This window comes from Roseateles sp. P1_C6 (genome assembly GCF_056406315.1).
In genome coordinates, this window is the sequence record NZ_JBFUAK010000004.1 from 16301 (window position 1) to 38239 (window position 21939).

Annotated in this window: 24 protein-coding genes; 13 read left to right on the plus strand and 11 right to left on the minus strand. The window is 70.0% G+C overall.

Going from position 1 to position 21939, the window contains the following annotated elements:
* Positions 1–74: 74 nt before the first annotated feature.
* Together rplQ and AC1D29_RS08805 are read left to right on the plus strand one after the other, a co-directional pair.
* Positions 75–464: a 50S ribosomal protein L17 gene (gene rplQ, locus AC1D29_RS08800; protein WP_477896267.1), complete on the plus strand. Its 390-nt coding sequence runs from the start codon at positions 75–77 to the stop codon at positions 462–464.
* A 185-nt stretch (positions 465–649) separates the two neighbouring features.
* Positions 650–823, plus strand: coding sequence for a hypothetical protein (locus AC1D29_RS08805; protein WP_477896269.1), 174 nt, complete (start codon positions 650–652; stop codon positions 821–823).
* Positions 824–840: 17 nt separating this feature from the next.
* Here AC1D29_RS08805 and pdeM read toward each other — a convergent pair whose 3' ends face one another.
* Genes pdeM through AC1D29_RS08825 form a run of 4 tightly spaced genes read right to left on the minus strand, consistent with a single transcriptional unit; the run spans position 841 to position 6674 of the window.
* Positions 841–1500 carry a ligase-associated DNA damage response endonuclease PdeM gene (gene pdeM / locus AC1D29_RS08810; protein WP_477896271.1) on the minus strand — a complete coding sequence of 220 codons (660 nt, stop codon included), beginning with the start codon at positions 1498–1500 and terminating at the stop codon, positions 841–843.
* Positions 1497–4007, minus strand: a complete 2511-nt coding sequence (locus AC1D29_RS08815) for a ligase-associated DNA damage response DEXH box helicase (protein WP_477896273.1) — start codon at positions 4005–4007, stop codon at positions 1497–1499. The genes pdeM and AC1D29_RS08815 overlap by 4 nt, the downstream gene beginning before the upstream one ends.
* Positions 3979–5649, minus strand: a complete 1671-nt coding sequence (locus AC1D29_RS08820; RefSeq protein WP_477896275.1) for an ATP-dependent DNA ligase — start codon at positions 5647–5649, stop codon at positions 3979–3981. The genes AC1D29_RS08815 and AC1D29_RS08820 overlap by 29 nt, the downstream gene beginning before the upstream one ends.
* Complete coding sequence (locus AC1D29_RS08825; RefSeq protein WP_477896277.1) at positions 5646–6674, minus strand: ligase-associated DNA damage response exonuclease; 1029 nt, start codon at positions 6672–6674, stop codon at positions 5646–5648. Before AC1D29_RS08825 ends, AC1D29_RS08820 begins: the two co-directional genes overlap by 4 nt.
* A 192-nt stretch (positions 6675–6866) precedes the next feature.
* On the opposite strand from AC1D29_RS08825, the gene AC1D29_RS08830 reads away from it, so the two are divergent.
* The 7 genes from AC1D29_RS08830 to AC1D29_RS08860 all read left to right on the plus strand — a co-directional run bounded on the left by AC1D29_RS08830 (position 6867) and on the right by AC1D29_RS08860 (position 12421).
* Positions 6867–7958: a sigma-54 interaction domain-containing protein gene (locus AC1D29_RS08830; RefSeq protein ID WP_477896279.1), complete on the plus strand. Its 1092-nt coding sequence runs from the start codon at positions 6867–6869 to the stop codon at positions 7956–7958.
* Between the two features lie 81 nt (positions 7959–8039).
* Positions 8040–8822 carry a MotA/TolQ/ExbB proton channel family protein gene (locus AC1D29_RS08835; protein WP_477896280.1) on the plus strand — a complete coding sequence of 261 codons (783 nt, stop codon included), beginning with the start codon at positions 8040–8042 and terminating at the stop codon, positions 8820–8822.
* Between the two features lie 7 nt (positions 8823–8829).
* Positions 8830–9252, plus strand: a complete 423-nt coding sequence (locus AC1D29_RS08840) for an ExbD/TolR family protein (protein ID WP_477896282.1) — start codon at positions 8830–8832, stop codon at positions 9250–9252.
* The gene (locus AC1D29_RS08845; protein WP_477896284.1) at positions 9249–9704 is read left to right on the plus strand and encodes an ExbD/TolR family protein; all 456 of its coding nucleotides are present in this window, start codon (positions 9249–9251) and stop codon (positions 9702–9704) included. The genes AC1D29_RS08840 and AC1D29_RS08845 overlap by 4 nt, the downstream gene beginning before the upstream one ends.
* 25 nt (positions 9705–9729) lie before the next feature.
* The gene (locus AC1D29_RS08850) at positions 9730–10479 is read left to right on the plus strand and encodes a hypothetical protein (RefSeq protein ID WP_477896286.1); all 750 of its coding nucleotides are present in this window, start codon (positions 9730–9732) and stop codon (positions 10477–10479) included.
* Positions 10480–11856: a sulfatase family protein gene (locus AC1D29_RS08855; RefSeq protein ID WP_477896288.1), complete on the plus strand. Its 1377-nt coding sequence runs from the start codon at positions 10480–10482 to the stop codon at positions 11854–11856. It begins immediately after the preceding gene.
* Between the two features lie 109 nt (positions 11857–11965).
* A complete protein-coding gene (locus AC1D29_RS08860) occupies positions 11966–12421 on the plus strand; it encodes a hypothetical protein (RefSeq protein WP_477896290.1) in 456 nt (151 codons plus the stop codon).
* A 20-nt stretch (positions 12422–12441) separates the two neighbouring features.
* On the opposite strand, the gene AC1D29_RS08865 is transcribed toward AC1D29_RS08860, so the two are convergent.
* Positions 12442–12648, minus strand: a complete 207-nt coding sequence (locus tag AC1D29_RS08865; RefSeq protein ID WP_477896292.1) for a hypothetical protein — start codon at positions 12646–12648, stop codon at positions 12442–12444.
* 151 nt (positions 12649–12799) lie between these two features.
* Positions 12800–13675: a helix-turn-helix transcriptional regulator gene (locus AC1D29_RS08870; protein WP_477896294.1), complete on the minus strand. Its 876-nt coding sequence runs from the start codon at positions 13673–13675 to the stop codon at positions 12800–12802.
* A 96-nt stretch (positions 13676–13771) separates the two neighbouring features.
* On the opposite strand from AC1D29_RS08870, the gene AC1D29_RS08875 reads away from it, so the two are divergent.
* The gene (locus AC1D29_RS08875) at positions 13772–14989 is read left to right on the plus strand and encodes a hypothetical protein (protein WP_477896296.1); all 1218 of its coding nucleotides are present in this window, start codon (positions 13772–13774) and stop codon (positions 14987–14989) included.
* Complete coding sequence (locus tag AC1D29_RS08880) at positions 14986–16074, plus strand: tetratricopeptide repeat protein (RefSeq protein ID WP_477896298.1); 1089 nt, start codon at positions 14986–14988, stop codon at positions 16072–16074. The genes AC1D29_RS08875 and AC1D29_RS08880 overlap by 4 nt, the downstream gene beginning before the upstream one ends.
* Here AC1D29_RS08880 and AC1D29_RS08885 read toward each other — a convergent pair.
* Complete coding sequence (locus AC1D29_RS08885) at positions 16067–16936, minus strand: alpha/beta fold hydrolase (RefSeq protein ID WP_477896300.1); 870 nt, start codon at positions 16934–16936, stop codon at positions 16067–16069. The genes AC1D29_RS08880 and AC1D29_RS08885 overlap by 8 nt on opposite strands.
* A 179-nt stretch (positions 16937–17115) precedes the next feature.
* On the minus strand, positions 17116–17481 hold the full coding sequence (locus tag AC1D29_RS08890) for a winged helix-turn-helix transcriptional regulator (protein ID WP_477896302.1): 366 nt from the start codon (positions 17479–17481) through the stop codon (positions 17116–17118).
* 54 nt (positions 17482–17535) lie between these two features.
* Here AC1D29_RS08890 and AC1D29_RS08895 point away from each other — a divergent pair, with 54 nt between their 5' ends.
* A complete protein-coding gene (locus AC1D29_RS08895; protein ID WP_477896304.1) occupies positions 17536–18870 on the plus strand; it encodes a cyclase family protein in 1335 nt (444 codons plus the stop codon).
* Between the two features lie 80 nt (positions 18871–18950).
* On the opposite strand, the gene AC1D29_RS08900 is transcribed toward AC1D29_RS08895, so the two are convergent.
* From AC1D29_RS08900 to AC1D29_RS08910, 3 genes are all read right to left on the minus strand, one after another.
* Positions 18951–19811, minus strand: a complete 861-nt coding sequence (locus tag AC1D29_RS08900; protein ID WP_477896306.1) for a pirin family protein — start codon at positions 19809–19811, stop codon at positions 18951–18953.
* A complete protein-coding gene (locus AC1D29_RS08905) occupies positions 19808–20395 on the minus strand; it encodes an NADPH-dependent FMN reductase (protein WP_477896308.1) in 588 nt (195 codons plus the stop codon). The genes AC1D29_RS08900 and AC1D29_RS08905 overlap by 4 nt, the downstream gene beginning before the upstream one ends.
* A gap of 64 nt (positions 20396–20459) precedes the next feature.
* Positions 20460–20855, minus strand: coding sequence for a DoxX family protein (locus AC1D29_RS08910; RefSeq protein WP_477896310.1), 396 nt, complete (start codon positions 20853–20855; stop codon positions 20460–20462).
* Between the two features lie 149 nt (positions 20856–21004).
* Here AC1D29_RS08910 and AC1D29_RS08915 point away from each other — a divergent pair, with 149 nt between their 5' ends.
* Positions 21005–21916, plus strand: a complete 912-nt coding sequence (locus AC1D29_RS08915) for a LysR family transcriptional regulator (RefSeq protein WP_477896312.1) — start codon at positions 21005–21007, stop codon at positions 21914–21916.
* The last annotated feature ends 23 nt before the right edge of the window (positions 21917–21939 follow it).

Genomic DNA, 21939 nt, shown 5'->3' on the forward strand with positions numbered 1-21939 from the left:
GACCAACGCCACCCGGTGCACCCCCCAGTACCTGATACGGCTGGGGGCATTAACGAAGTGAAAGGAATAGCACCATGCGTCACCGTAACGGCCTCCGTAAACTCAACCGCACCAGCGCCCATCGCCAGGCGATGCTGCGCAACATGTGCAACTCGCTGCTGCAGCACGAAGCCATCAAGACCACGGTCCCGAAGGCCAAGGAGCTGCGTCGCGTCGTCGAGCCGCTGATCACGCTCGCCAAGGAACCCACGCTGGCCAACCGCCGCCTGGCTTTCGACCGCCTGCGCGACCGCGACATCGTCACCAAGCTGTTCAACGTGCTGGGCCCGCGCTTCGCGGCTCGTCCGGGCGGCTACACCCGCATCCTGAAGATGGGCTTCCGCGTCGGCGACAACGCGCCCATGGCTTTCGTTGAACTGGTGGATCGCGCCGAAGGCGAGACCGCTGGCGAAGCCGTCGAATAAGTTCAGCCCGCGCTGAATTGCTAAGCCCGCCTTGTGCGGGCTTTTTTCATGGCCGAGTCGGCGCCGGCCTACGGCAGCGGGTCGCGCAGCCCGACGGCGGCAAAGCGCTTCGGGGCGCACATTGGGCGGACATCGCGCTGGACCCGGCGGGCGGGCCGCCCGGCCAGAGCGAGGAAGGAACTCCCATGCCCAAGACCCATGGCAATCGCGCCGGCCCGGTGGAACACAAGGTCAGCGATTTCGCGACCAGCAAGGCCACGCAAGGGCAGACGCTGACCAAGCAGGCCAAGGCCCCGGCCCGGCAGGACGACGGCACGGCGCGCGACGCGCCCAAGGGCCCGCCGCAGCACAAGATCTGAAGCGTGTGCTCGGCTGCTCAGCGGCCCCGTGGCAGCCAGTGCAGCTCGCCGTCACCCAGCACGGCAACCTCGGCGCGCTGCCGCGCCAAATCGCTGCGCCGCAAGGTCAGCGCCCCCGTCAGGCCGCCGAACGCCGGCAGCACCAGCGCGTGCGGGTAACGCACGAAGCAGGGCCGCCGCAGGCGGTCGCCCGCGCGGCTGCGGACGGTGACGGCGGGATGCCAGTGCCCGGCCAGCGTGAAGCCCGCCGTGCCTGGCGGTGGCGGCTCGTGCGCCGCGGTCAGCGGCCCTAACGACAAGGCCGTGCTGACCGCGCTCAGCGGCAGGTCCGGCGGATGGATGCGCCGGTCGTGGTTGCCCAGCACCAGCGTGGTGTCGACCCGCCGCGCGAACGCTGTCACCGCTGCCAGCAGCGATGGCGTCAGCCCCTGGGCGCCATGCCAAAAGTCCCCCAGCACGACGAGTCGCGCCGCGTCGTGCCGGGCGGCGAGCGCCTCCAGCCGTGCCAGCGTGCGTTCACTGTCACCGGCCGGTACCGGCTGGCCTTGCGCGCGGAACGCAGCGTCCTTGCCCAGATGCAGGTCCGCTGCGAACAGCGTGCGCCCGGCCGGCCACCAGGCGGCAGCTTCCGGCAGCAGCCACAGCGTCTCGCCCGCGGCATCCATGCACAGGCTCACCGGCGCCTCCGTCGCGGCCGGTGCGCTGCCTTCTGGCCGTCCTTCTCGAACGCCAGGCGTGCATCCAGGTCCGGCGGCACCTCGCCACCTGCCGCCGTCTCCAGCTCAGCCAGCATGCGCGCCAGCCGCTGCTTCAGCGACTCGGTCGACACGCGCTCGCGCAGCCGCTCCACCAGCAACGGGAAGGCCAGCGGCGGCGGGCGCACCGGGTGCTGCAGGTCCAGCTGCTGCGCGGCCAGGCGGGTCAGCGTGCGCGCCAGCGCATCCACATCCAGCTCCGCGGACAGCAGCTCGGCCTCGGCCTGGCGCAGCAGCTGGTTGCCGGGATCGTGCTGGCGGAACACGTCGAAATACAGCGACGCCGACGCCTGCAGCTGCCGCTGGCTGCGCGCTTCGCCGGGGTGGCTCTGGAAGATCAGGCCTGCGATGCGCGCGATCTGGCGGAAGCGCCGGCGCGCCAGTTCGCTGGCGTTCAGGCTCGCCAGCACCTCGTCGCGCAAGGTCTCGCGGTCGACCGGCGCGAGCAGGGCGGGCAGTTGTGCGGCCCAGTCGATCTCGGTCGCGCTGAGCAGTTCCAGCCCGTAGTCGTTCATGGCCATCGTGAACGTCGCCGGCGTGTCGCAGCCGATGCGCCAGGCCAGCAGCGACGCGAGGCCCAGGTGCACCGTGCGGCCCGCGAAGGGATAGAGGAACAGGTGATACCCGTCGGACGTCTGCAAGGCCTCGGCCAGCAGCCGCTGCGGCGCCGGCAGCGCCGACCACTCGGCCTGCAGCTTCAGCAGCGGCGCGATGAACCGCATCTCGGCATCGCCGTACCGGCCGTGCGCGGCCTCGTCGAAGCGTTCCAGCATCGCCCCGGCCAGCGTGTCCGAGATCGGGAACTGCCCGCCGTCCCAGCGCGGCAGCAGCGGCCTGCCGGTCTTGGCCACGCGAACGTAGGCGGTCAGCCCCTCCACGCGCACCAGCTCCAGCGCGCGGCCCCCCAGCAGGAAGACATCGCCGGTGCGCAGCCGCGCGATGAAGCTCTCCTCCACGGTGGCAATGCGGCCGCCGCCCAGGAACTGCACGCTCATCACCGCGTCCGACACGATGGTGCCGATGTTGCTGCGGTGGCGCCGCGCCAGCCGCGCATCGGGCACGCGCCAGACGCCGTCGTCATCGGGCACCACGCGTTGGAAGTCCGGGTAGGCGCGCAGGCTCTCGCCGCCGTGGCGCACGAAGGCCAGCGCCCATTGCCAGACCTCGTCGCTGAGCCGCCGGTAGCTCGGCGCGCTGCGCACCTCGGGCAGCAGCGCCTGCGGCCTGAATCCACCGCCCAGCGCGACCGTGACGAGGTGCTGCACCAACACGTCCAGCGGCGCTTCGGGTGGGCGGCGCGGCTCGATGTGGCCGGCATTCACGGCCGCGCGCAGGGCCGTGGCCTCGACGATCTCCAGGCTGTGCGTGGGCACCATCGTCACGCGCGAGCGCCGCCCCGGCGCGTGACCGCTGCGGCCCGCGCGCTGCAGCAGCCGCGCCACGCCCTTGGCCGAGCCGATCTGCAGCACCTGCTCCACGGGCAGGAAGTCCACGCCCAGGTCCAGGCTCGCCGTGCAAACGACGCACTTGAGCTGACCGGCCTTCATCGCCGCCTCCACCCAGCGGCGCATGTCCGCGTCCAGCGAGCCGTGGTGCAGCGCGATGAGACCGGCCCAGTCGGGGCGCGCCTCCAGCACGGCCTGGAACCAGCGCTCGCACTGCGAGCGCGTGTTCGTGAACACCAGCGTGCTGGCCGCGGCCTCGATGCGCGCGATGACGGCCGGCAGCATCGCCAGGCCCATGTGCCCCGCCCACGCAAAGCGCTCGATGCGCTCGGGCAGCAGCGTGTCGATGGCAATCTTCTTGTCCTGCGCGCCTTGCATCAGCACGGCACCGGGCGCGAGCGTGTCGCGCGCCTCGTCCAGGTTGCCGAGCGTGGCGGACAGGCCCCAGGTCATCAGGCCCGGGTGCCAGCGCCGCAGCCGCGCCAGTGCCAGTTGCACCTGCACGCCGCGCTTGCTGCCCAGCAACTCATGCCACTCGTCGACCACCACCAACCGCACGCGCTTGAGCACCTCGGGCGCATCGGCGCGCGACAGCATCAGGCTCAGCGATTCGGGCGTCGTGACGAGCGCGGTGGGCCAGCGGCGCTGCTGCGCGGCCCGTTCGCCGGAGGTGGTGTCGCCGGTGCGCGCGGCCAGCGTCCAGTTCGGCGCGAGCGTGGCAGCGGCGTCCTGCAGAGCCAGCAGCGTGTCGTGGCTGAGCGCGCGCATCGGCGTGATCCACAGCGCCGTCAGCGGCGCTTCGACATCGCCCAGCGCCTGCAGCGCGCCCAGCCAGACGGCCAGTGTCTTGCCCGAGCCGGTGGTCGCGTGCAGCAGGCCCGACTGGCCCGCGGCCATCGCGCGCCACACGGCGCGCTGGAAGGGGAAGGCCTTCCAGCCGCGTGCGGCCAGCCAGTCATTCGTCGGCGAGGTCTTCACCGGCATTCGGTCCGATCTCCATCAGCTCGCGCAGTGTGTCCAGCGTATCGGCCTCGTGCAGCGGTTTGTCGTCGCGGATGCGCAGCATGCGCGGGAAGCGCACGGCGATGCCGCTCTTGTGCCGCGTGCTGGCCTGGATGCCCTCGAAGCCCAGCTCGAACACCATGGACGGCCGCACGCGGCGCACCGGCCCGAACTTCTCCACCGTGGTCTTGCGGATCACGCGGTCCACACCCTTGATCTCCTCGTCCGTCAGTCCGGAGTAGGCCTTGGCAAACGGCACCAGTGTCAGCTCGCCGCCGGTCGCGTCGAGCGCGGCCTCGGCCTCGGCGGCATCCCGCGGCGCACGGCTCCACACGGCGAAGCTGTAGTCGGTGTACAGGTTGGCGCGCCGGCCGTGCCCGGCCTGGGCGTAGATCAGCACGGCGTCCACGCTCAGCGGCGCGACCTTCCATTTCCACCAAGCGCTGCCGGTGCGGCCGATGCCGTAGGGCGACTCGCGGTGCTTCAGCATCAGGCCCTCGACGCGCCGTTCGCGCGACTGCTCGCGAGCGTTGGCGAGGCCGGCCCAATCGCTGGCGTCCAGCAGTGGCGACGTCGCGATGCCCAGCCGCTCCAGCCGCGCGCGGCGCATCTGCATGGGCTCCTGCCGGCGGTCCGCGCCCTCGCTCTCCAGCAGGTCGTAGGCCAGCAGGCGCACCGGCGCTGCGGCCAGGATGGCCTTGGACAGCTTGGTGCGGCCGATGCGCTTTTGCAGCAGCGCGAAAGGGGCGGGCTCGGCCTCGTCGGGCAGCCAAGCCAGCAGCTCACCGTCAACGACCGTGCCGTCCGGCCACGTGCTCGCCGCTGCGTCCACCTCGGGGAAGCGCTCGGTCACCAGTTCCTCGCCGCGCGACCAGATCCACACCTGGCCGTCGCGCTTCACGACCTGCGCGCGGATGCCGTCGTACTTCCATTCCGCCAGCCAGTCGCCGCGCGCGCCCAAGGCCGCCGGCTCGCCCGGCAGCGCATGCGCCAGAAAGAAAGGGTAGGGCTGGCCGCCGCGCGTGCCGCTGGTGTCGTCGGCCAGCAGCGCGTGAAAGCGTGCCGCCGTCGGCGGCGTGTCGATGTCGGTGTAGCCCATCATGCGCTGCGCCACGCCCGCCGCATCTACCTTGGCCCACTCCGCGATCGCGCGCTGCACCAGCAGCTTGCTGACGCCGACGCGAAAGCCACCCCCCACGAGCTTGACGAACATGAAGCGCTCGTCCGCCGACAACCCCCGCCACGCGGCCAGCACCGCATCACGGCGCCCATTCGCATCCAGCGCACGCAGTGGCAGGATGCGCTGCTCCATCCAGGCGGCCAGCGGCTCGTCGAGCTTGTCCTCGGGGTCGGGCAGCACATAGGCGATGGCCTCGGCCAGGTCGCCGGTGACGGCATAGCCGGCCTCGAACAGCCACTGCGGCAGCCCCGCGGCCTCGCAGGCCAGCGCGCGCAGCTCGCTGGTGGGCACCGCGCGGCGCGGCCGGCCGCCGGCCAGCAGGTAGACGGCCCAGGCGGCGTCGCTCGCGGGTGCGTCGGCCAGGTAACGCTTCAGCGCCGCCACCTTGGCCAGCGTCGACGTGCTCGCATCCAGCGCGAGGTAGAGCGCCACGAAGCGCTTCATTCGGCCGCCTCCACGCCATGCGTCTCGTCGCCGTACTCGGTCGCGAACGCCTCCGCCTGCAGGCCCAGCTCACCGAGGTAGCGCACCAGCGTGCCCTCGTCGCCATGCGTGACGATGACGCGCTGCGCGCCGGTGGCGGCGATGGCGCCGAGCAGGCCTGGCCAGTCCGCGTGGTCGCTGAAGACGAAGCCGCGGTCAACGCCCCGGCGCCGGCGTGCGCCGCGCAGCCGCATCCAGCCGCTGGCAAAAGCGTCACTGTGCGGCCCCAGCGCCTTGGCCCAGCGGCTGCCCTGCACGGCGGGCGGCGCGATGACCAGCGCACCGCGCAGCGACTTGAAGTTCGTCTCCGGCGTCACCGTGGCCACGTCGGCCAGTGCCACACCGGCCTCCCGGTAGGCCGCGCTCAGCCGTGCCACGGCGCCGTGCGCCAGCACCGGTCCCGGCGCATCCGCAGTGGCCAGGCCGGCGATCAGCCGCTGCGCCTTGCCCAGGCTGTAGCCCATCAGCAGCGCGTGCCTGCCCTGCGCCGCGCAATCGACCCACCAGGCACGCATCTCGTCGAACACCTCGGTCTGCGGCGCCCAGCGGTAAATGGGCAGGCCGAAGGTGCTTTCGGTGACGAACACGTCGCAGCGCACCGGCTCGAACGGCGCGCAGGTGGTGTTGCAGTCGCCCGCGCCGCTGACGAAGTAGTCGCCCGCCACCACCCACACCTCGCCGCCGTGCTCGATGCGCAACTGCGCCGAGCCCAGCACGTGGCCGGCGGGGTGCAGGCTCAGCGTCACGTCACGGATGCGGCGCGTCTCGCCATAGGCCAGGCCTTCCAGCGGCGCGTCGTCCCCCAGCCGCGCGCGCATCAGGCCCAGCCCGTCGCGCTGCGCGAGGTAGGTGCCGTGGCCGGGCCGGCAATGGTCCGCATGCGCGTGCGTGATGACGGCGCGCTCCACCGGCAGCCAGGGATCGATGAAGAAGCCGCCTGGCTCGCAGTACAGGCCTTGCGGGCGGCGCGTGACCAGATCAGGCATGGCCGCAGTGTGCCCAAACGGGCGGCGGGCGCACGCGGATTGCGCCGCCCGCCGGCAGGGCATGAGGGGTGGGGATGACCGCGCGTGGCGTCGTTCGCCTACACGGGGCCCGCCGTGCGCGCTGCTTTGCGCATATCCATCTGCGCAAAGCAGCGTTCCCTCTTCGCGAGGCGCTGCCTAGAGTCGCGGGCAATGACTCGCCTGCTCACCTTCCCCGACTCCCAGCACCAGATCCTGTCGATCCGCGCCAAGGCGTTGGTGTTCGACGATCCGGCCTCGCGTGCGCTGCTGGCCCAGGCCGAGCGCGTCGCGGCGAGTGACGCGACCGTCCTCATCATCGGCGAGACCGGCACCGGCAAGGAGCTGATCGCGCGCCACATCCACAACAGCAGCGGCCGGCGTGGCCCCTTCCTGGCGGTGAACTGCGGCGCCTTCACGGAGCAGCTCGTCGAGGCGGAACTGTTCGGCCACGAGGCGGGCGCCTACACGGGGGCGACCAGCGCGCGCGCCGGCTGGTTCGAGGCCGCGGCCGATGGCACGTTGTTCCTCGACGAGGTCGGCGACCTGCCGCTGTCCGTGCAGGTGAAGCTGCTGCGGGTGCTGCAGGAGCGCCAGGTCGTGCGCATCGGCTCGCGCAAGCCCATCGACGTGCGCGTGCGCCTGGTGGCCGCCACCAACGTTCGGCTGGAGCAGGCCGTGGCCGCGGGCCACTTCCGCGCCGACCTCTACTACCGCCTCAGCGTCGCCACGCTGCAGCTGGCGCCTCTTGCGCAGCGGCCGGGCGACATCCTCGCGCTGGCCGAGCACTTCATCGGCGTCTACAGCCGTCGCCTGGGCCTCACCGACGTGCGGCTCAGCGGCGAGGCCAGCGACGCGCTGCTGGCCTATGCCTGGCCCGGCAACATCCGCGAGCTGGAAAACGTCATCCACTACGCGCTCATCATCTGCCGCGACGGCCGCATCGCACGGGAGGACCTGCAGCTGCATGCGGTCGCGCGGCCCAACCTAGCGCCGGTGGAATTGCCCGCGGCGGCGGGTGACGACGATGCGCTTGAGCGCGTGTTCGAACGCCTCTTCGACGAGCCGCCGCACGAGCTGCAGGCGCGCGTCGAGGCGGCGCTCATCCGCAGCGCCTACCGCCATTGCCACCACAACCAGGTGCACACGGCGGCGCTGTTGGGCATCACGCGCAACGTGCTGCGCACGCACCTGAAGCGCCTGGGCCTGCTGCCGTTGCCGCGGGCTGCGCTGCGCGCGCCGGTGCGCATCCACGCGGTCGCATGAGCTAAGACGAAAAGCTTCGTTCCGCACCGCACCGGGTGCTGCGCACACTGACCCGGTCCTCCAGATCACTGTCCATCAGCCATGAAAACATTCACCCGCGCCGTCGCACCGCTTGCCCTGCTTCTGATCGCCACGGCCGCCCAGGCGCAAGGCGACAACCCCTACGGCATCGGCTCCGTCTGGGAGAAGAGCGATGCCGTCACCAAGGCCGTGCTCTTCATCCTCGTCGCGATGAGCGCCGGCAGCTGGTACGTCATCATCACCAAGCTGCTGCAGCAGGCCAAGCTGGGCGCGCAGGCGCGCGCCGCGCAGAAGGACTTCTGGAACGCCGGCACCGTCAAGGCCGGTGCCGAGGCGCTGGCCGCCAACAGCCCCTTCCGCTACATCGCCGAAGCCAGCCTGGAGGCCACGCAGCGCCACCACGGCCTGCGCGCCAAGGTGGACTTCGCCGACTGGGTGGACCTGTCCCTGCACCGGGCCACCGAGCGCGCGCAACGCCAGCTGTCCACCGGCCTGAGCCTGCTCGCCACGGTCGGCTCCACGTCGCCCTTCGTCGGCCTGCTGGGCACGGTCTGGGGCATCTATCACGCGCTGACCGCCATCGGCGTGGCCGGCCAGGCGTCCATCGACAAGGTGGCCGGCCCGGTGGGGGAGGCGCTGATCATGACGGCCATCGGCCTCGCGGTCGCCGTGCCCGCCGTGCTGGGCTACAACGCACTGCTGCGCCGCAATGCCCTGGTGCTGGATGAGGTGCGCGACTTCTCCGGCGAACTGCACTCCGTGCTGCTGGGCTCGGGCCATGAAGAAGCCCCGGCCGCCGCCGCCGCGCAACAGCCGGTCGGCCTGAGCCCGGCGCTCGCCTGATCGCACCATGGCCATCCAGATCGCACAGGGCGCCGACGAGGCCGTCTCGTCCATCAACACGACGCCGCTCGTCGACGTCATGCTGGTGCTGCTCATCATTTTCCTGATCACCATCCCGGTGGTGAACTTCTCGGTGCCCGTGGACCTGCCGCAGCAGCGCAACGAGGTGCGCGAGAGCCAGCCGCAGGACATCGTCATCACGGTCGACAAGGCCGGCCGGCTGTTCTGGTTCGACGCCCCCGTGTCGGGCAGGCAAGCCTTGCTCGAACGCCTGAAGGCGGTCGCGCTGCAGCAGCCCCAGCCCGAGGTGCATGTACGCGGCGACGCCGGCAGCGACTACGCGCCGGTGGGTCGCGTGCTGCTGGCCGCCCAGCGTGCCGGCATCGCCAAGGTTGGCTTCATCACCGAGCCGCCGGCTCGTTCGCCATGACCGCCGGACCGCTGCGCAAGGCGGCCCGCGCGCGCCGCCAGATCACGTCGGCGCTGCCGGTGCCCGACATCAACACCACGCCGCTGATCGACGTGATGCTGGTGCTGCTGGTGATGCTCATCATCACCATCCCGGTCCAACTGCACAGCGTCAAGCTCAACCTGCCGATCGCGCCACCCCAGGAGGCGCCGCCCGCGCCGCCCGAGGTCGTGCGCATCGACGTCGACGCGACGAACGCCATCTTGTGGAACGGCAGCCCCATCGCCGACGAGGCCGCGCTGCGCGAGCGCCTCAATGCGGCGGGCCAGCAGGCCACGCAGCCCGAGGTGCATGTGCGCCCGCAGCCGGGTGCCAGGTACGACCGTTTCGCCGCCGTCATGACGGCCGCCCACCAGGCGGGGCTGACCAAGCTCGGCGTGACGGGCAGCGAGCAGTTCCTCGACGAGCAATAGCCAGTAGCTCCCCCAGGAGATTTCCATGAGTGCAGTTCTCTTGCCCGGCGGCCTGACGCTGGATGACGCCCGCCCCGCGCCGCGCCGCCTCGTGTCGCCCGCACCGCTGCCCGCGTCCACGCAGGCGCGCAGCCGGCTGCAGCCCCCGCCCACGGGCCACCGCGGCACTGGCATCGCGGTCGTCATCGGCCTGCACATCGTGCTGGGCTGGGGCTTGAGCACGGGCCTCGCCTCCAAGGCCATCGAGGCCATCAGAAAACCCATCGACATGGCCTTGCTGCCCGAGGTGGCGCCGCCGCCCCCGCCGCCCCCGCCCAAGGTCGTCAAGATCGAGCCGGTGCAGAAAGTCGTGCCGCCCCCGGCCTACGTGCCGCCGCCCGAGGTCGTGCCGCTGGTCGCACCGCCGCCGCCCATCCAGGTCGTGCAGGCCACGCCGCCCAAGGAGCCCGTGGTCATCGCGGCCGCGCCTGCACCGGTCGTGGCACCGCCCGCGCCGCCGCCGGCACCGGCCATCGTCAAGCGCGAGATCAGCCTCGCCTGCCCCGGCTACGAAGCCGTGCTGGCCTCGGCGCTGGAGGAAGCCATCGACCGCGTGGGCCTCAAGGGCACCGTGCAGACGTTGATCAAGATCCGCGGCAACCAGGTCGTCGACGTGCTGCCGCAATCCGGCCCCAAGGAGTACCACAAGTACGTGCAGGCCGCGGTCAAGCGCATGCGCTGCACGGCGGGCGGCGCCGATGAAGTCCAGGTCTCTCTCCCGGTCATCTTCTCCTGAATGAGCTCTCCTTCCCGACGCGACCTGCTGCAAGGCCTGGGCGCACTCGCGCTGCTGCCGGCCACCGCCCGCGCGGCCGATGCGCCGCCCAACATCCTTTTCATCCTGGCCGACGACATGGGGTACGCGGACCTCGGCGTCTACGGGCAGCGCGACTTCGCCACGCCCAACCTCGACCGACTGGCAGGCCAGGGCATGCGCTTCACGCAGGGCTATGCCAATTCGGCCGTCTGCTCGGCCACGCGCTTTGGCCTCATCACCGGGCGCTACCAGTACCGGCTGCGTGGTGGGCTGGAAGAGCCCATCGGTGGCAACGCGCTGGGCCTGCCGCCTGAGCACCCCACGCTGCCATCACAGCTGAAGGCGCGCGGTTACCGCACGGCACTGTTCGGCAAATGGCACCTGGGCGCGCTGCCCAAGTACGGTCCGTTGAAGAGCGGCTATGACGAGTTCTTCGGCAACACCGGCGGTGCGGTCGACTACTTCACGCACAAGGCCGGCGTCGGCAAAGATCTGCCCTCGGACCTGTTCGAAGGCGAGGTGCGTGTCGACAAGGCGGGCTACTACACCGACCTCATCGCCGAGTACGGCCAGGCCTTCCTGCGCAAGCAGACGGCCGCCCAGCCTTTCCTGCTGTCGCTGCACTTCACCGCGCCGCACTGGCCCTGGGAAGGCCCGGGCGACGAGCCCGTGTCGCGCGAGCTGAAGAACCTGAACCACAGCGACGGCGGCAGCCTGAAGAAGTACGGCGAGATCGTCGGCGCACTGGACGCGGCTGTGGGCCGCGTGCTGGCCACGCTGGAGGCGCAAGGCCTGGCACAGAACACCATCGTCGTCTTCACCAGCGACAACGGCGGCGAGCGCTTCTCCAACACCTGGCCCTTCAGCGGCCAGAAGTCCGAGCTGCTGGAAGGCGGCATCCGCGTGCCCACGCTGCTGCGCTGGCCCGCGCGCGTGAAGGCGGGCCAGGTCAGCGAGCAAGTCGTCATCAGCATGGACTGGCTGCCCACGCTGCTGGCCGCGGCCGGCACCGCGCCGGCGACCGACTACCCCAGCGACGGCGCCAACCTGCTGCCGCAGCTTCTCGGCCAGGCCAGGCCCGTGCAGCGCAAGCTCTACTGGCGCTACAAGTCGCTGGCCCAGCGGGCGCTGCGCGATGGCGACTGGAAGTACCTGCAGATCAACGGCAACGAGTTCCTGTTCAACCTGGCGCAGGACCAGCGCGAACGCGCCAACCTGGCGGAGCGCGAGCCCGAGCGACTGGCCAGGCTGCGCGACGACTGGGTCGCATGGAACGCGGGCATGCTGCCCATCACCGAAGAGGTGAGGAGTTATCGCATCAGCCCCAAGGTGCAGGCGGACCGGCCGGGCGGTTGATCCGCGCGGCGGACGCGCTTGAGGGCATCCCCTCGTGTGGCGGGCAAGGCGACTTCCTAAGATTCATCGCTTCCTTGTCCGACCGTTGGGGAATCTCATGCGCCGTGTCTTGACGATCGCTGTGGCCGGATTGGTATCCGGCGCGCTCGACATCCTGGCCGCGTTCGCGAGCTATGCCTCGCAGGGCGCCACGGTGCAAGGCATCTTGAAGTACATCGCCAGCGGGCTGCTCGGTGCCGCGGCGATGCAGGGTGGCATGGCGATGGTGTGGCTCGGGCTGGCGTGCCACTTCGCGCTGACGATGGCGATGGCGGCGGTCTTCCTGGCGGCGGCGCTCAAGCTTCGCGCCCTGACCGCCCGGCCCTGGTTCTGGGGCAGCGTCTACGGCGTGCTGACCTGGGTGGCCATGGTCTACGTCGTCGTGCCGCTGTCTGCCGTCACCGGCTGGAAGCTGCCTTCAGGGTGGAACATTGTCAGCGGCCTGCTGTCGCACATCTTCTACGTCGGGGTGCCGATTGCGCACATCACGCAATATGGCCTGCGCGGCCCGCAGCGATCGGCCTGACCCCTCGACGGCGCTGCGCGTTATCGCGGCGCTTGCGCTTGCGTCTGCCGGGTTGACCACAGGGGTTGTCGCGCCAGTTCCGCCGCGGTGACGTCGTCGGCGGTCACTGCATATTCGTTGCTGCTGCATTCCACGAAGTAGGCCGAGCGGTAGCGCTGCAAGAGCCCCCCGAGCGCCTTGCGGGCCTGGCTGGGAGGGCCGTTGAAGGTGAGAGTCAGCGTGGTCATGGTCGGTGCTTCCGTCAAAAAAGCCTGGCGATCGTTGCCGCCGGCCTTTCTTGAACGCCCGCGCGCGGGCGCGGTTGACCAGTGAAGTTGATACAGCTTGTGAGCGTCAGGCAGTGGGTCGCGATCCAGCAGGCATTCGGCGCAGGCCTGCTCAGGCTGCCAGCGACAGCAGCCGACGGTCCGCGCTCCTGAGGCTGCGCGGCGAACAGCCGAACTCGCGGCGGAAGGCCTTGTTGAAATTCGACAGATCGGCCCAGCCGGTCTCGTAGGCGACGTCGGTCACCGGCAGGCGGGTGTCGCGCAGCAGGCGCAGCGCATGCATCAGCCGCATGCGCATCAGGTACTGGTGCGGAGTCACACCGATGGACTGGCGAAACACCCGCAGCAGGTGGAAAGGGCTCAGGCCGGCGACCTGCGCCACCTCGTCCAGCGTCAACGCGTCGGCGCTGCGCGTCTCGATGCAATGCGCCGCTGCGCGGGCGCGATCGTCCTGCCGAGGCACTGCGGCCGGGGCCTCGCCATCGCCCAGCGCACGGCGCACCTGCGCCACGATCGCCAGGGTGGCCTCCTCGAGCGCGAAGCCGTCGCCATCGCCGGCGTCCAGCCCCTGAAAAAGGCCCGCCACGCGCGGCAGCGGTGGCAGGCAGGCGCGCGCGAAGCGGCCCGGCCAGGTGGCTGCGCCGAGGGCGCTCAGCGTCTCCTCAAGCAGCGGCGCCGACAGCGACAACACCGTGCAGTCGTCACCCGAGCCGTCGCTGTCCTCGTGCGAACAGGCATAGCCCTCGCCGACGTTGCCCAGCATCAGCCAGCCGGGGGCGAGCAAGGCGCCGCCGGCGCGCGTGCGGTACGTGAACTGGCCGCGCTCCACCAGCGTGATCGAGAAGGCCTGGTGCTCCTCGTCCACAGGCCGCTCGTGCCGGCCCGCGTGGCACTGGCAGCGCATCAAGCGCAGGCCGGCGCCGCGCTGCAGCGGGCGATAGCGGCGCTCGGCCTCGGCCTCGGTGCGGGCGGGCAGGGGTGTGGACATGGCGGCCATCGTAGGCAGGGCCGGCGCACGGGTCTGTCAGCAGGCATCGCAGTTTTTGCCAAGTTTTCTTCGCCCTGCTTCCCTAGGCTTCGCCCCATGAAACCTCTTCACACATCCCTGCGCCGCCTCTGCTGGCTGGCCGCCCTCGTCGCCGCGCCCGCGCTGGCCGCTGACCACCTGGACACGCCCACCGTCACGGCCGACCCGGCCGCCGACATCGGCGATCTCTTTGCCTGGACCTCGGCCGATGGCAAGCGACTCAACCTCGTCATGGACATCGTCGGCAAGCGCTTTTCCGACCAGGTCCAGTATGTTTTCAACGTCGACAGCGGCCAGCGCTTGGGCCACACGACGGCCAGCACGCGGCTGCTGTGCCAGTTCGACGCCGCGGGCGCCGCGCGCTGCTGGGCCGGGCACGAGCACCGGCTGCAGGGCGATGCCGGCACGCCCCAGGGGCTGGCCAGCCGCGGTGAGCGCGTGCGCGTCTTCGCCGGCTTGCGCGACGACCCCTATTTCAACAATGTGCGCGGCACCCGCAGCGCACTGAACGCCGCTGGCGACGCCGTCCGGGCCGCCCAGGCACCCGAGGACGCCAGCGGCTTCCGGCGCTTCGACGCTGCGACGCTCAAGCGCATCCCTGCGCTGTGGAGCCAGACCCAGGGCGGCCCCGCACGCAATTTCCTGGCCGGCTGGACGACCTCGGCCCTGGTCGTGTCGGTGGACCTCGACCTCGTCAATACCGGTGGGCCGCTGCTGGCGGTCTGGGGTCGCACGGAGCGCCGCCAGGCCATGCCTGCCGATCAAAGCCCGCCGCCGCCCGGCCCGCCCATCGACCGCATGGGCCGAGCACTCACCGGCAACGCCCTGCTGGCCACCGTCGGCACGGACGACATCGCCGATCTGCTGAAGGAGGCCTACAACCGGGCCGACCCGGCCGGCTGGCCCGGCTTCGCCACCGAGATCGGCCGCAACCTGGCCTTGTACGACAGCTTCGACGGCGTGGCCGGCAACCAGTGGCTGTCCGATGCCGGGGACGCGTCGCCCGCCCGCTACCGGCGCCTGGCCGAGCTGCTGGCAGACGATCGCCTCTGGGTGGACAGCCGCCAGACGCGCTGCCTGCATTACCTCGCCGTCGAGCGCAGTGCCTTCGGCGCCCCTTTGCCGGACTGTGGCGGTCGCACGCCGCTGCACAACGTCAACGCCGTGTTCCGCTCGCTGCTGATCCGTGGCACGCCGGACGTCGCCGATGACGGCGTCACGGGCGACGACCACGAGCACTCCACCGTCGACTTCCCCTTCCTGTCCGCGCCATGAAAACCTTGTCCGTGATCGTCATCACCGCCCTGCTGGCCGGCTGCGCCACGCCGCCATCGCCGGCCACGACGTTGAGCACCATCGCGCTGGCCAACCTCGACCAGCAGATCCAGCAGCAGGCCGACGACCCCGCTGCGCTGGACCTGTGGCTGCTGCGCCTGCAGTTGCTGGCCGACTACCGCATGCTGGACCGCACTGCAGCGCTGGCCGAAGCGAACGCCGACAGCGCCACCGACAGGTTGCGCCGCGCGCGTGCGCGCATGGCCGCCCATCGCTTCACGGCCGCCCAGGCGGACCTTGACGCCGCCCAGGCCACGCCCCTCCAGCGCGGCGCGCTGCTCGTCGCGACCGGCCGTGCCGCCGAAGCGCTGCCGGCCTTGCAGGCGGAGGTGGCGCGCAGGCCCGGCTTTGCCAGCCTGTGCGCCCTTGCCCGTGCCCAGGCTGCCGTGGGTCGGCTCGACGAGGCCGACCGGCGCTATGCCCAAGCCCTGCGCGAACTCGACACCACCTCACCTTTTCCGGCCGCTGCCATTGCCTTCGGGCGTGGGCTGATGTGGGCGGAGCAGGGCGGCGACGCGGCGCGAGGCGCGGCCTTCTACGCCGAGGCGCTGCGCCTGGTGCCCGGCTACGCGGCGGCTGGCATCCACCTGGCCGAACTGGATCTGGCCCGCGGCGACGAGGCCACCGCCGAGGCCAGGCTGCTGCAGGTCGTCATCCACACCGACGAGCCCGAAGCCATGGCCTTGCTCGGCGAGCTGCATGAACGCCAGGGCCAAGCAGCGCGGGGCCGGGACGAGATCGATGGCGCGCGCCGGCGCTACGAACTGCTGCTGAGCCGGCACCCCGAGGCCTTTGCCGACCACGCGGCCGAGTTCTACCTTGGCCCGGGCCGAAACCCGCAGCGCGCCTGGACCTGGGCGCTGGCCAACCTGCGCGAGCGCCCGACGCGGCGCGCCCACCAGCTGGCCATCCGCGCGGCCGAAGCCCTTGGCCACGTCGGCGAAGCGCGGGCGCTGCGCGAGCGCATGAACGCACTTCACGCGCCGCAGGCGGCCAGAGGGCCGCAGCCGACCAGGCCTAGTTGAAGAACGCCAGCAGGATGGGCGCCAGGACCTTCGGGCTGACATCATGGGCCTGGCCCTCGACCACCCGGCGCTGCGCACCCGGGATGGCCCGCGCCAGCTTGTCCGCCGTCGGCCGCATGAAGGGCATGGGCCCCAGGCTGGCGCTGCCGTCCATCACCAGGGTGGCGGCCTTCACCTGGGCCGCGACACCCATGGGAACGGATCTGTCGTCACCCAGGACCGCGTTGTCGTAGGCCAGCGTGGGCGCCATCGCCAGCATGCCCGGCCACGCGGGTGACGCCTTCATCTTCGCCACCGCTGCGTCAGGTGCACCGACGAATTTCATGAACTGCGTGATGGCGTCGGCGCGACGGTCAGCGGCAAGCAGACCATCCACCTCCGCCGTGAATGTTTTCCATGCCTGGGCGGCGCCTTCCGCCTCGCTGTAGGGCGGCTCGTAGAGGGCGAGCTTGCTGACCTTGCCGCCGAGCGCCGAGGCGGCCTGCAGCGCCAGGCCCGCGCCCGAAGATTTGCCATACACATAGGCCGAACCACCGGCGCTGTCGATGAGCGCCTCGATGTCTTCGACCTCGCGCTTGACCGAATAGGGCTTGGTGTCGGTGCTGCCGCCACGGCCGCGGCGGTCATAGCTGTAGACCGTCAAACGGGCGGCCAGGAGCTGCGCCAGTTCAGTGCTGCCCGCGCGGTCCGACAGCGCGCCATTGACCACGATGACTGCGGGGCCCTTGCCCCACTTGTCATACGTGATTTGGGTTCCGTCTCGCGACTTCACGACCTGCGTGGTCTTTGCGTTGCCGACACCGGCGGCCTCTGCTGCCGCCTGGCCGTTTGCAATGGCAGCCAGTGACAGCAGTGCGGCCACACCGGCCGATCGAAACAGCGTGAATGCGGTGCGTTGCGCACGAGGGGCGGTACTCATGTCAATTCTCCATTTCAAGTCCGTTCCACACGCCTGACCTTGGTCGGGCGCAACCGATGGGAATGTCACGAGAAATGCCGGCAATCCGCGTGCCGGTGGCGTTCGCTCGAAGTGCCTGAACGCTAGAGGTGCGCGGCCCGGCGCTGATGCTCAAGCCCCCAGTCCCCCATGGCATCGAGGACAGACACCAACCCTTGACCGTAGGCCGAGATCGCGTACTGCGACGTAATCACCTTGCCCAGCGGCACGACGGTGCGAGTGATGACGCCATGTGCTTCCAACTCACGCAAGCTGCGACTGAGCATGCGTTCGGACGCCGCGGTTGCGCGCTGCAGTTCGCCAAAGCCGGCGGCCTGTGAGCGCAGGTGCCAAAGGATGCGCGGCTTCCAGCGGCCTCCGATGACCTCCACCGTGGTCATGACGGGGCAGTCACGCATCTTGTCAATGTCAGGTTCGTCGGTCGACCTGCTTACATCGATGTCAGTCATTGAAGCGTTTGGGATCGACCCATATAGTTTTTTGACTCACTCACCGAAGGTCCTATGTCGAGCAAGTATCGTTGTTGGGTCGCCGTGCTGGCCACCGTGCTTCTGGATGGCTGCGCTGCGCCGGACGCGCCCTCCGCCACGAATGCGCTCACCGCGTTGATGGCGCGTTCGGACCTCGTCGATCTCACGCACACGTTGGACGCGGACTTTCCGTACATACCCGTCCCTGGCGTCACGTTCGGCTTCGCGCTCGAGCCCATTGCCACCATTGACAAGATGGGCGTGGCGGCGAATGCGTGGCGCATCCACGAGCACATTGGCACGCAGATCGACGCGCCCAACCACTTCAGCGCGGGTGGGCTGAGCTTGGAAGCGCTGCGCGCGCAGGCACTGGTTGCGCCGGTGGTGGTCATCGACTTCCGACGCGAGAGCGCGCTCGATCGCGACGCGGTGATCCTGCCGGAGCACATCCAGGCCTGGGAGCGTGCGCATGGCCGGATTCCGGCGGGCGCCGTGGTGGCGCTCTACACGGGCTGGGACCGCAAGATTCACGAGCCGTCCTTCATCGGCCTGGACGAGAAGCACGTGAAGCACTTTCCCGGATTCGGCCCTGACGCGATCCGCTTTCTCGTTGGTGAGCGCAGCGTCTGGGGCGTCGCCGTGGACACGATCTCATTTGACGTCGGCGTTGACGGCACCTACGCGGCGCATCGCGAATTGCTGGGCGCGGGCAAGTGGGCACTGGAGGCGCTGAAGAACCTGGACCAGCTGCCACCGCAAGGCGCGGTGCTGTTCATCGGCGCGCCAAAGGTCAGGGGCGCGACCGGTGGCCCGGTGCGTGTCATCGCCTTCACGCCCAAGGCGCCACCCCCACAACTGCCGCTTGGCGGCACCTGGCGCAGTGTCGGCATCGAGACCCTCCATGGGCCGCGACCCACGCACCTGAGCCGCGCCTTTCGATTTGACGGGGATCGGTGGGCGGTGGACTTCACCGTCTATGCCGATGCACAGGGCCAGGTGCCCCTGATGCGCGGTCGAAACGAAGGCTCATTCACGCTGGGCAGAGCGCTTGCGCTGGCCGATGCCGTTGAGGCCGACTTCGTGTTCGAGCGGCGATCGCTGACGCCATTGACTGAAGAGTTGGCTGCGGCCTTGTCGACGGCCAAGTGTGGCAACGGCGCCTGGCGGGTCGGGCAGTCGCAAGATGTCACCTCAGCCGGATGCGCCGCATTCCGAGTGCCAATGGCAAGCCAGTGCCCGCGTGAATTCGACGTGGTCAGCATCGATGCCGGCCACCTCCGCCTGGGCCCTCGTCCGCAGCAAGGCGATCTGTGCGCGCAGGAGCGGCGACCGGCCTACGCCGAAGGCGGATTGCCGCGCCGGCAATGAGTTCCGAGTCTCCTCGCCGCTGGCGCAAGTGCGCGCGGCAGCCACGCAAGCAGGCGCCAGCGCTGCGGATTTGGGCGACGTCAAGCCCGCGCCCGCTGCAGTTGCATGCCGATGCGCCGGATCTCGGCCTCACCCTGGATGAGCGTCGCCACACTGGTGTGTACCGAATAGCGACCCATGACCAGTTCATGCGGGTGCTTGACCGCGGAGCCCAACACGAACTGCGTGTCTCCCTGCGCCACGAAGTCGATGGCGCCATTCGACTCCTCGAACACCGCGAGCTCGCCGGCGTCGATCGTGCTGCCCAGATCCAGGCGGCCCGTGCTCACCGCGACCCATGCCACCGTGTGGCCTTCTGGCGGCGCGTAGCGCCAATGCTGTTGGTCACTCAAGTGCACTGCCAGGTAGTTGATGGGCGCGGGCGCCGTGATGGCGCTGCGGGCCTGGCCATAACGGCCCAACAGCACGCGTGCCGGCCCATGTTCGGGGATCTCCTCGGGCGCAAGGTACTGGCTTTGCGCCGGCGCATTTTCTGTCGCGGCGGGCAAGGCCACCCACAGTTGAAAGCCGCGCAACGGCGACCCTTCGATCGGCCCGCCCGTGTGCCAAACGCCATTGCCGGCGCGCATCCATTCCAAGCCGCGCGCCCGCAGCACGCCGCGCTGGCCCGTCGTGTCCTCGTATGAAGAATCGCCCTGCATCGGATAGGTCAGCGTGGCGATGCCTGAGTGGGGATGCATGCCAAAGCCTGACAAATCCGTCGCGCGATCGGCGACAAAGTGATCCAGGAACACGAAGGGCTTGATCAGTTGCCCCAGATCGCCCGGGCTCACGAGCCGGGTGATGGGGCCGTGGACGGTGCCGCGCGTGCGGTGGGCAATGGCACGCACCGGCATGGGCAGGGTCGGCGCCGCGGCTGCGTTCATGGCGGCGGCGCTCATGCAGATTGCCTCGCGGTCTTGAGCGCCTGGCCCCACCAGGACAACTCGTCCAGCAGTCCGTTGGCCGCCTGCAGCAGATGAGGAAAGTCTTCAAAGCGCTTGCCCTGTTGACGCACGCCCACGAACTCCACCATGCCGATGTGCACCGCGTTGCGCACCGGGGCCATCTGCATCTCGATGGCCACCAGGCGCAACTGCTCGACCGCGCGGGCGGCGCCGACTCCGCCATAGCCCACGAAGCCGATGGGCTTGCGGTTGAACTCCTTGTACGCGTAGTCGAAGGCGTTCTTGAGCACGGCCGGCGGCGCGTGGTTGTATTCGGGCGTGACAACGATCAGCCCGTCCAGCCCTGCGAGTTTGGCGGCCCAGGCTTGCGCGGCCTCGTTCTTCACGGGTGTCCAGGCCGGCGACGCCGGTTCGTCGAAGAACGGCAGAGGGTGGTCGCGCAGATCGATCAGTTCGACGTTCAGATCCGTGCGCTGACCGGCAATACCGTGGATCCATTGCGCGGGCGTGTCGCCAAAGCGGCCTTCACGGGTCGAGCCGATGACGATGCCGATGCGCGGGTTCGAAGATGCGGTCATGGTTGATTTCCTTTGGTGCATCAAATGGAAGCAGGACGGGAGAAAAGCGGGGGTCGGCCGGCCATCAGGCCGCTGCAGCCGGGCGGGCAGCAGGTCTCAGCCGCCAGGTCACGAAAGCCGCCAGAAGGCCCAGCACCAGCGCGGGCACGGCGCTGCCGCCGATGAGCACGAGATGTGTCAAGGCAGCGAACAGCATGGTGGTGGCAAGCAAGAGGCCGCCGAAGAAGCCGGTGGCAGGCACGAGCAGCAGCAGCGCGCCACCCACCTCGACCACACCGGTCACATAGCGGAACCACTGGCCGAAGCCGACGGCATCGAACACTTGCACCATCTGTGGCACACCGGCGAGCTTGGCGCCGCCTGCGGCGCCGAACGCCAGCGCGAGCAGGATGCGGATGCCCCACACCAACCGGCGCTGGGCGATGGAGGGGGCGGGCGACGGGTTGGCGGGAGCGGTCATTCGAGCGGCTTTCCGGGCATGGCCCTGGGGAGTGGAGGAACAAACGGGGCTTGAGTACCCGATGCATGCAAGGTTAGGGAGATCGTCATTGCTTGATAAGATGGCGCAATCTGATCTGACTAATCCATTTTTTGAAGGTATCTGGGCTTGTGCTGGACCTGAACGACATCGCCCTGTTTGTGCAAGTCGTGCGCTGCGGCAGCTTTGCGGAGGCTGCGCGGCGGCTGGGCCTGCCTTCCAACACCGTGAGCCGGCGCGTGCAGCAGCTCGAAGCGCAGCTGGGCACGCGGCTGCTGCAGCGCTCCACCCGCAAGCTCACGCTCACCAGCGCAGGCCAGGCATTCCACGAGCGCTGCGCAGGCGCCGTCGACGGCTTGGTGGAAGCAGGGCAAGAAGTGCTGACTGGCGCCGGGGAGCCGGCAGGCCTCGTGCGGGTCGCGATGCCGGCAGACTTTTTCGACTTCTTTCTTGTGGAATGGGTGGCCGACTTTCTGGCCGCGCACCCGCGCGTGCGGCTGGACTTCGTGCTGAGCGATGCCAAAGCCGATCTGATCGCGGAGCGCATCGACGTGGCGTTTCGAGGCGGGGACGTCGGCGATGTGGGCTACATCGGCCGCCAGCTGCTGCCGCCCCGTGGAGACGGCCTGATGGCCAGCCCAGCCTACCTGGCTGCGCGTGGGGTGCCTGGCACGCCTGCGGACTTGGCGGGCCACGATTGCGTCACCGTCGGGCACCCCAGCGGCCGCACGCCCTGGCGGCTGACGGGGCCGGACGGCCTGGCGCACGAGGTGCTGGTCACGGGCCGCTTCAACGCCAATACGGCCCAGGCGCTGCGCAAGGCCGCGGTCGCGGGCCTTGGCATCGTGCTGCTGCCATCGAACATGACCCGGCGGGATGTGCGGGACGGGCTGCTGGTGCCGGTGCTGCCTGGTTACCAGCGCATGGGCCAGGGCCTGACGGTGCTGTATCCGAGCCGTCGGCACCTGCCGCCGGCGGTGTCCGCCTTCATTGCCTTGATGACGGAAAAACTAGCTGACTTGGAGTCGGCAACCGCCGAGTAGCGGCGGTCGAACCGCGCGTGGCG

Bases quoted from the DNA above. Each gene is read 5' to 3' on its own strand.
- AC1D29_RS08890 (WP_477896302.1), bottom strand. From the start codon at position 17,481: ATGACTGACATCGATGTAAGCAGGTCGACCGACGAACCTGACATTGAC.
- AC1D29_RS08805 (WP_477896269.1), top strand. From the start codon at position 650: ATGCCCAAGACCCATGGCAATCGCGCCGGCCCGGTGGAACACAAGGTC.
- AC1D29_RS08855 (WP_477896288.1), top strand. From the start codon at position 10,480: ATGAGCTCTCCTTCCCGACGCGACCTGCTGCAAGGCCTGGGCGCACTC.
- AC1D29_RS08835 (WP_477896280.1), top strand. From the start codon at position 8,040: ATGAAAACATTCACCCGCGCCGTCGCACCGCTTGCCCTGCTTCTGATC.
- AC1D29_RS08880 (WP_477896298.1), top strand. From the start codon at position 14,986: ATGAAAACCTTGTCCGTGATCGTCATCACCGCCCTGCTGGCCGGCTGC.
- AC1D29_RS08840 (WP_477896282.1), top strand. From the start codon at position 8,830: ATGGCCATCCAGATCGCACAGGGCGCCGACGAGGCCGTCTCGTCCATC.
- AC1D29_RS08870 (WP_477896294.1), bottom strand. From the start codon at position 13,675: ATGTCCACACCCCTGCCCGCCCGCACCGAGGCCGAGGCCGAGCGCCGC.
- AC1D29_RS08845 (WP_477896284.1), top strand. From the start codon at position 9,249: ATGACCGCCGGACCGCTGCGCAAGGCGGCCCGCGCGCGCCGCCAGATC.
- AC1D29_RS08895 (WP_477896304.1), top strand. From the start codon at position 17,536: ATGTCGAGCAAGTATCGTTGTTGGGTCGCCGTGCTGGCCACCGTGCTT.
- AC1D29_RS08830 (WP_477896279.1), top strand. From the start codon at position 6,867: ATGACTCGCCTGCTCACCTTCCCCGACTCCCAGCACCAGATCCTGTCG.
- AC1D29_RS08825 (WP_477896277.1), bottom strand. From the start codon at position 6,674: ATGCCTGATCTGGTCACGCGCCGCCCGCAAGGCCTGTACTGCGAGCCA.
- AC1D29_RS08875 (WP_477896296.1), top strand. From the start codon at position 13,772: ATGAAACCTCTTCACACATCCCTGCGCCGCCTCTGCTGGCTGGCCGCC.
- AC1D29_RS08910 (WP_477896310.1), bottom strand. From the start codon at position 20,855: ATGACCGCTCCCGCCAACCCGTCGCCCGCCCCCTCCATCGCCCAGCGC.
- AC1D29_RS08900 (WP_477896306.1), bottom strand. From the start codon at position 19,811: ATGAGCGCCGCCGCCATGAACGCAGCCGCGGCGCCGACCCTGCCCATG.
- AC1D29_RS08815 (WP_477896273.1), bottom strand. From the start codon at position 4,007: ATGCCGGTGAAGACCTCGCCGACGAATGACTGGCTGGCCGCACGCGGC.
- AC1D29_RS08850 (WP_477896286.1), top strand. From the start codon at position 9,730: ATGAGTGCAGTTCTCTTGCCCGGCGGCCTGACGCTGGATGACGCCCGC.
- AC1D29_RS08820 (WP_477896275.1), bottom strand. From the start codon at position 5,649: ATGAAGCGCTTCGTGGCGCTCTACCTCGCGCTGGATGCGAGCACGTCG.
- AC1D29_RS08905 (WP_477896308.1), bottom strand. From the start codon at position 20,395: ATGACCGCATCTTCGAACCCGCGCATCGGCATCGTCATCGGCTCGACC.
- AC1D29_RS08865 (WP_477896292.1), bottom strand. From the start codon at position 12,648: ATGACCACGCTGACTCTCACCTTCAACGGCCCTCCCAGCCAGGCCCGC.
- rplQ (WP_477896267.1), top strand. From the start codon at position 75: ATGCGTCACCGTAACGGCCTCCGTAAACTCAACCGCACCAGCGCCCAT.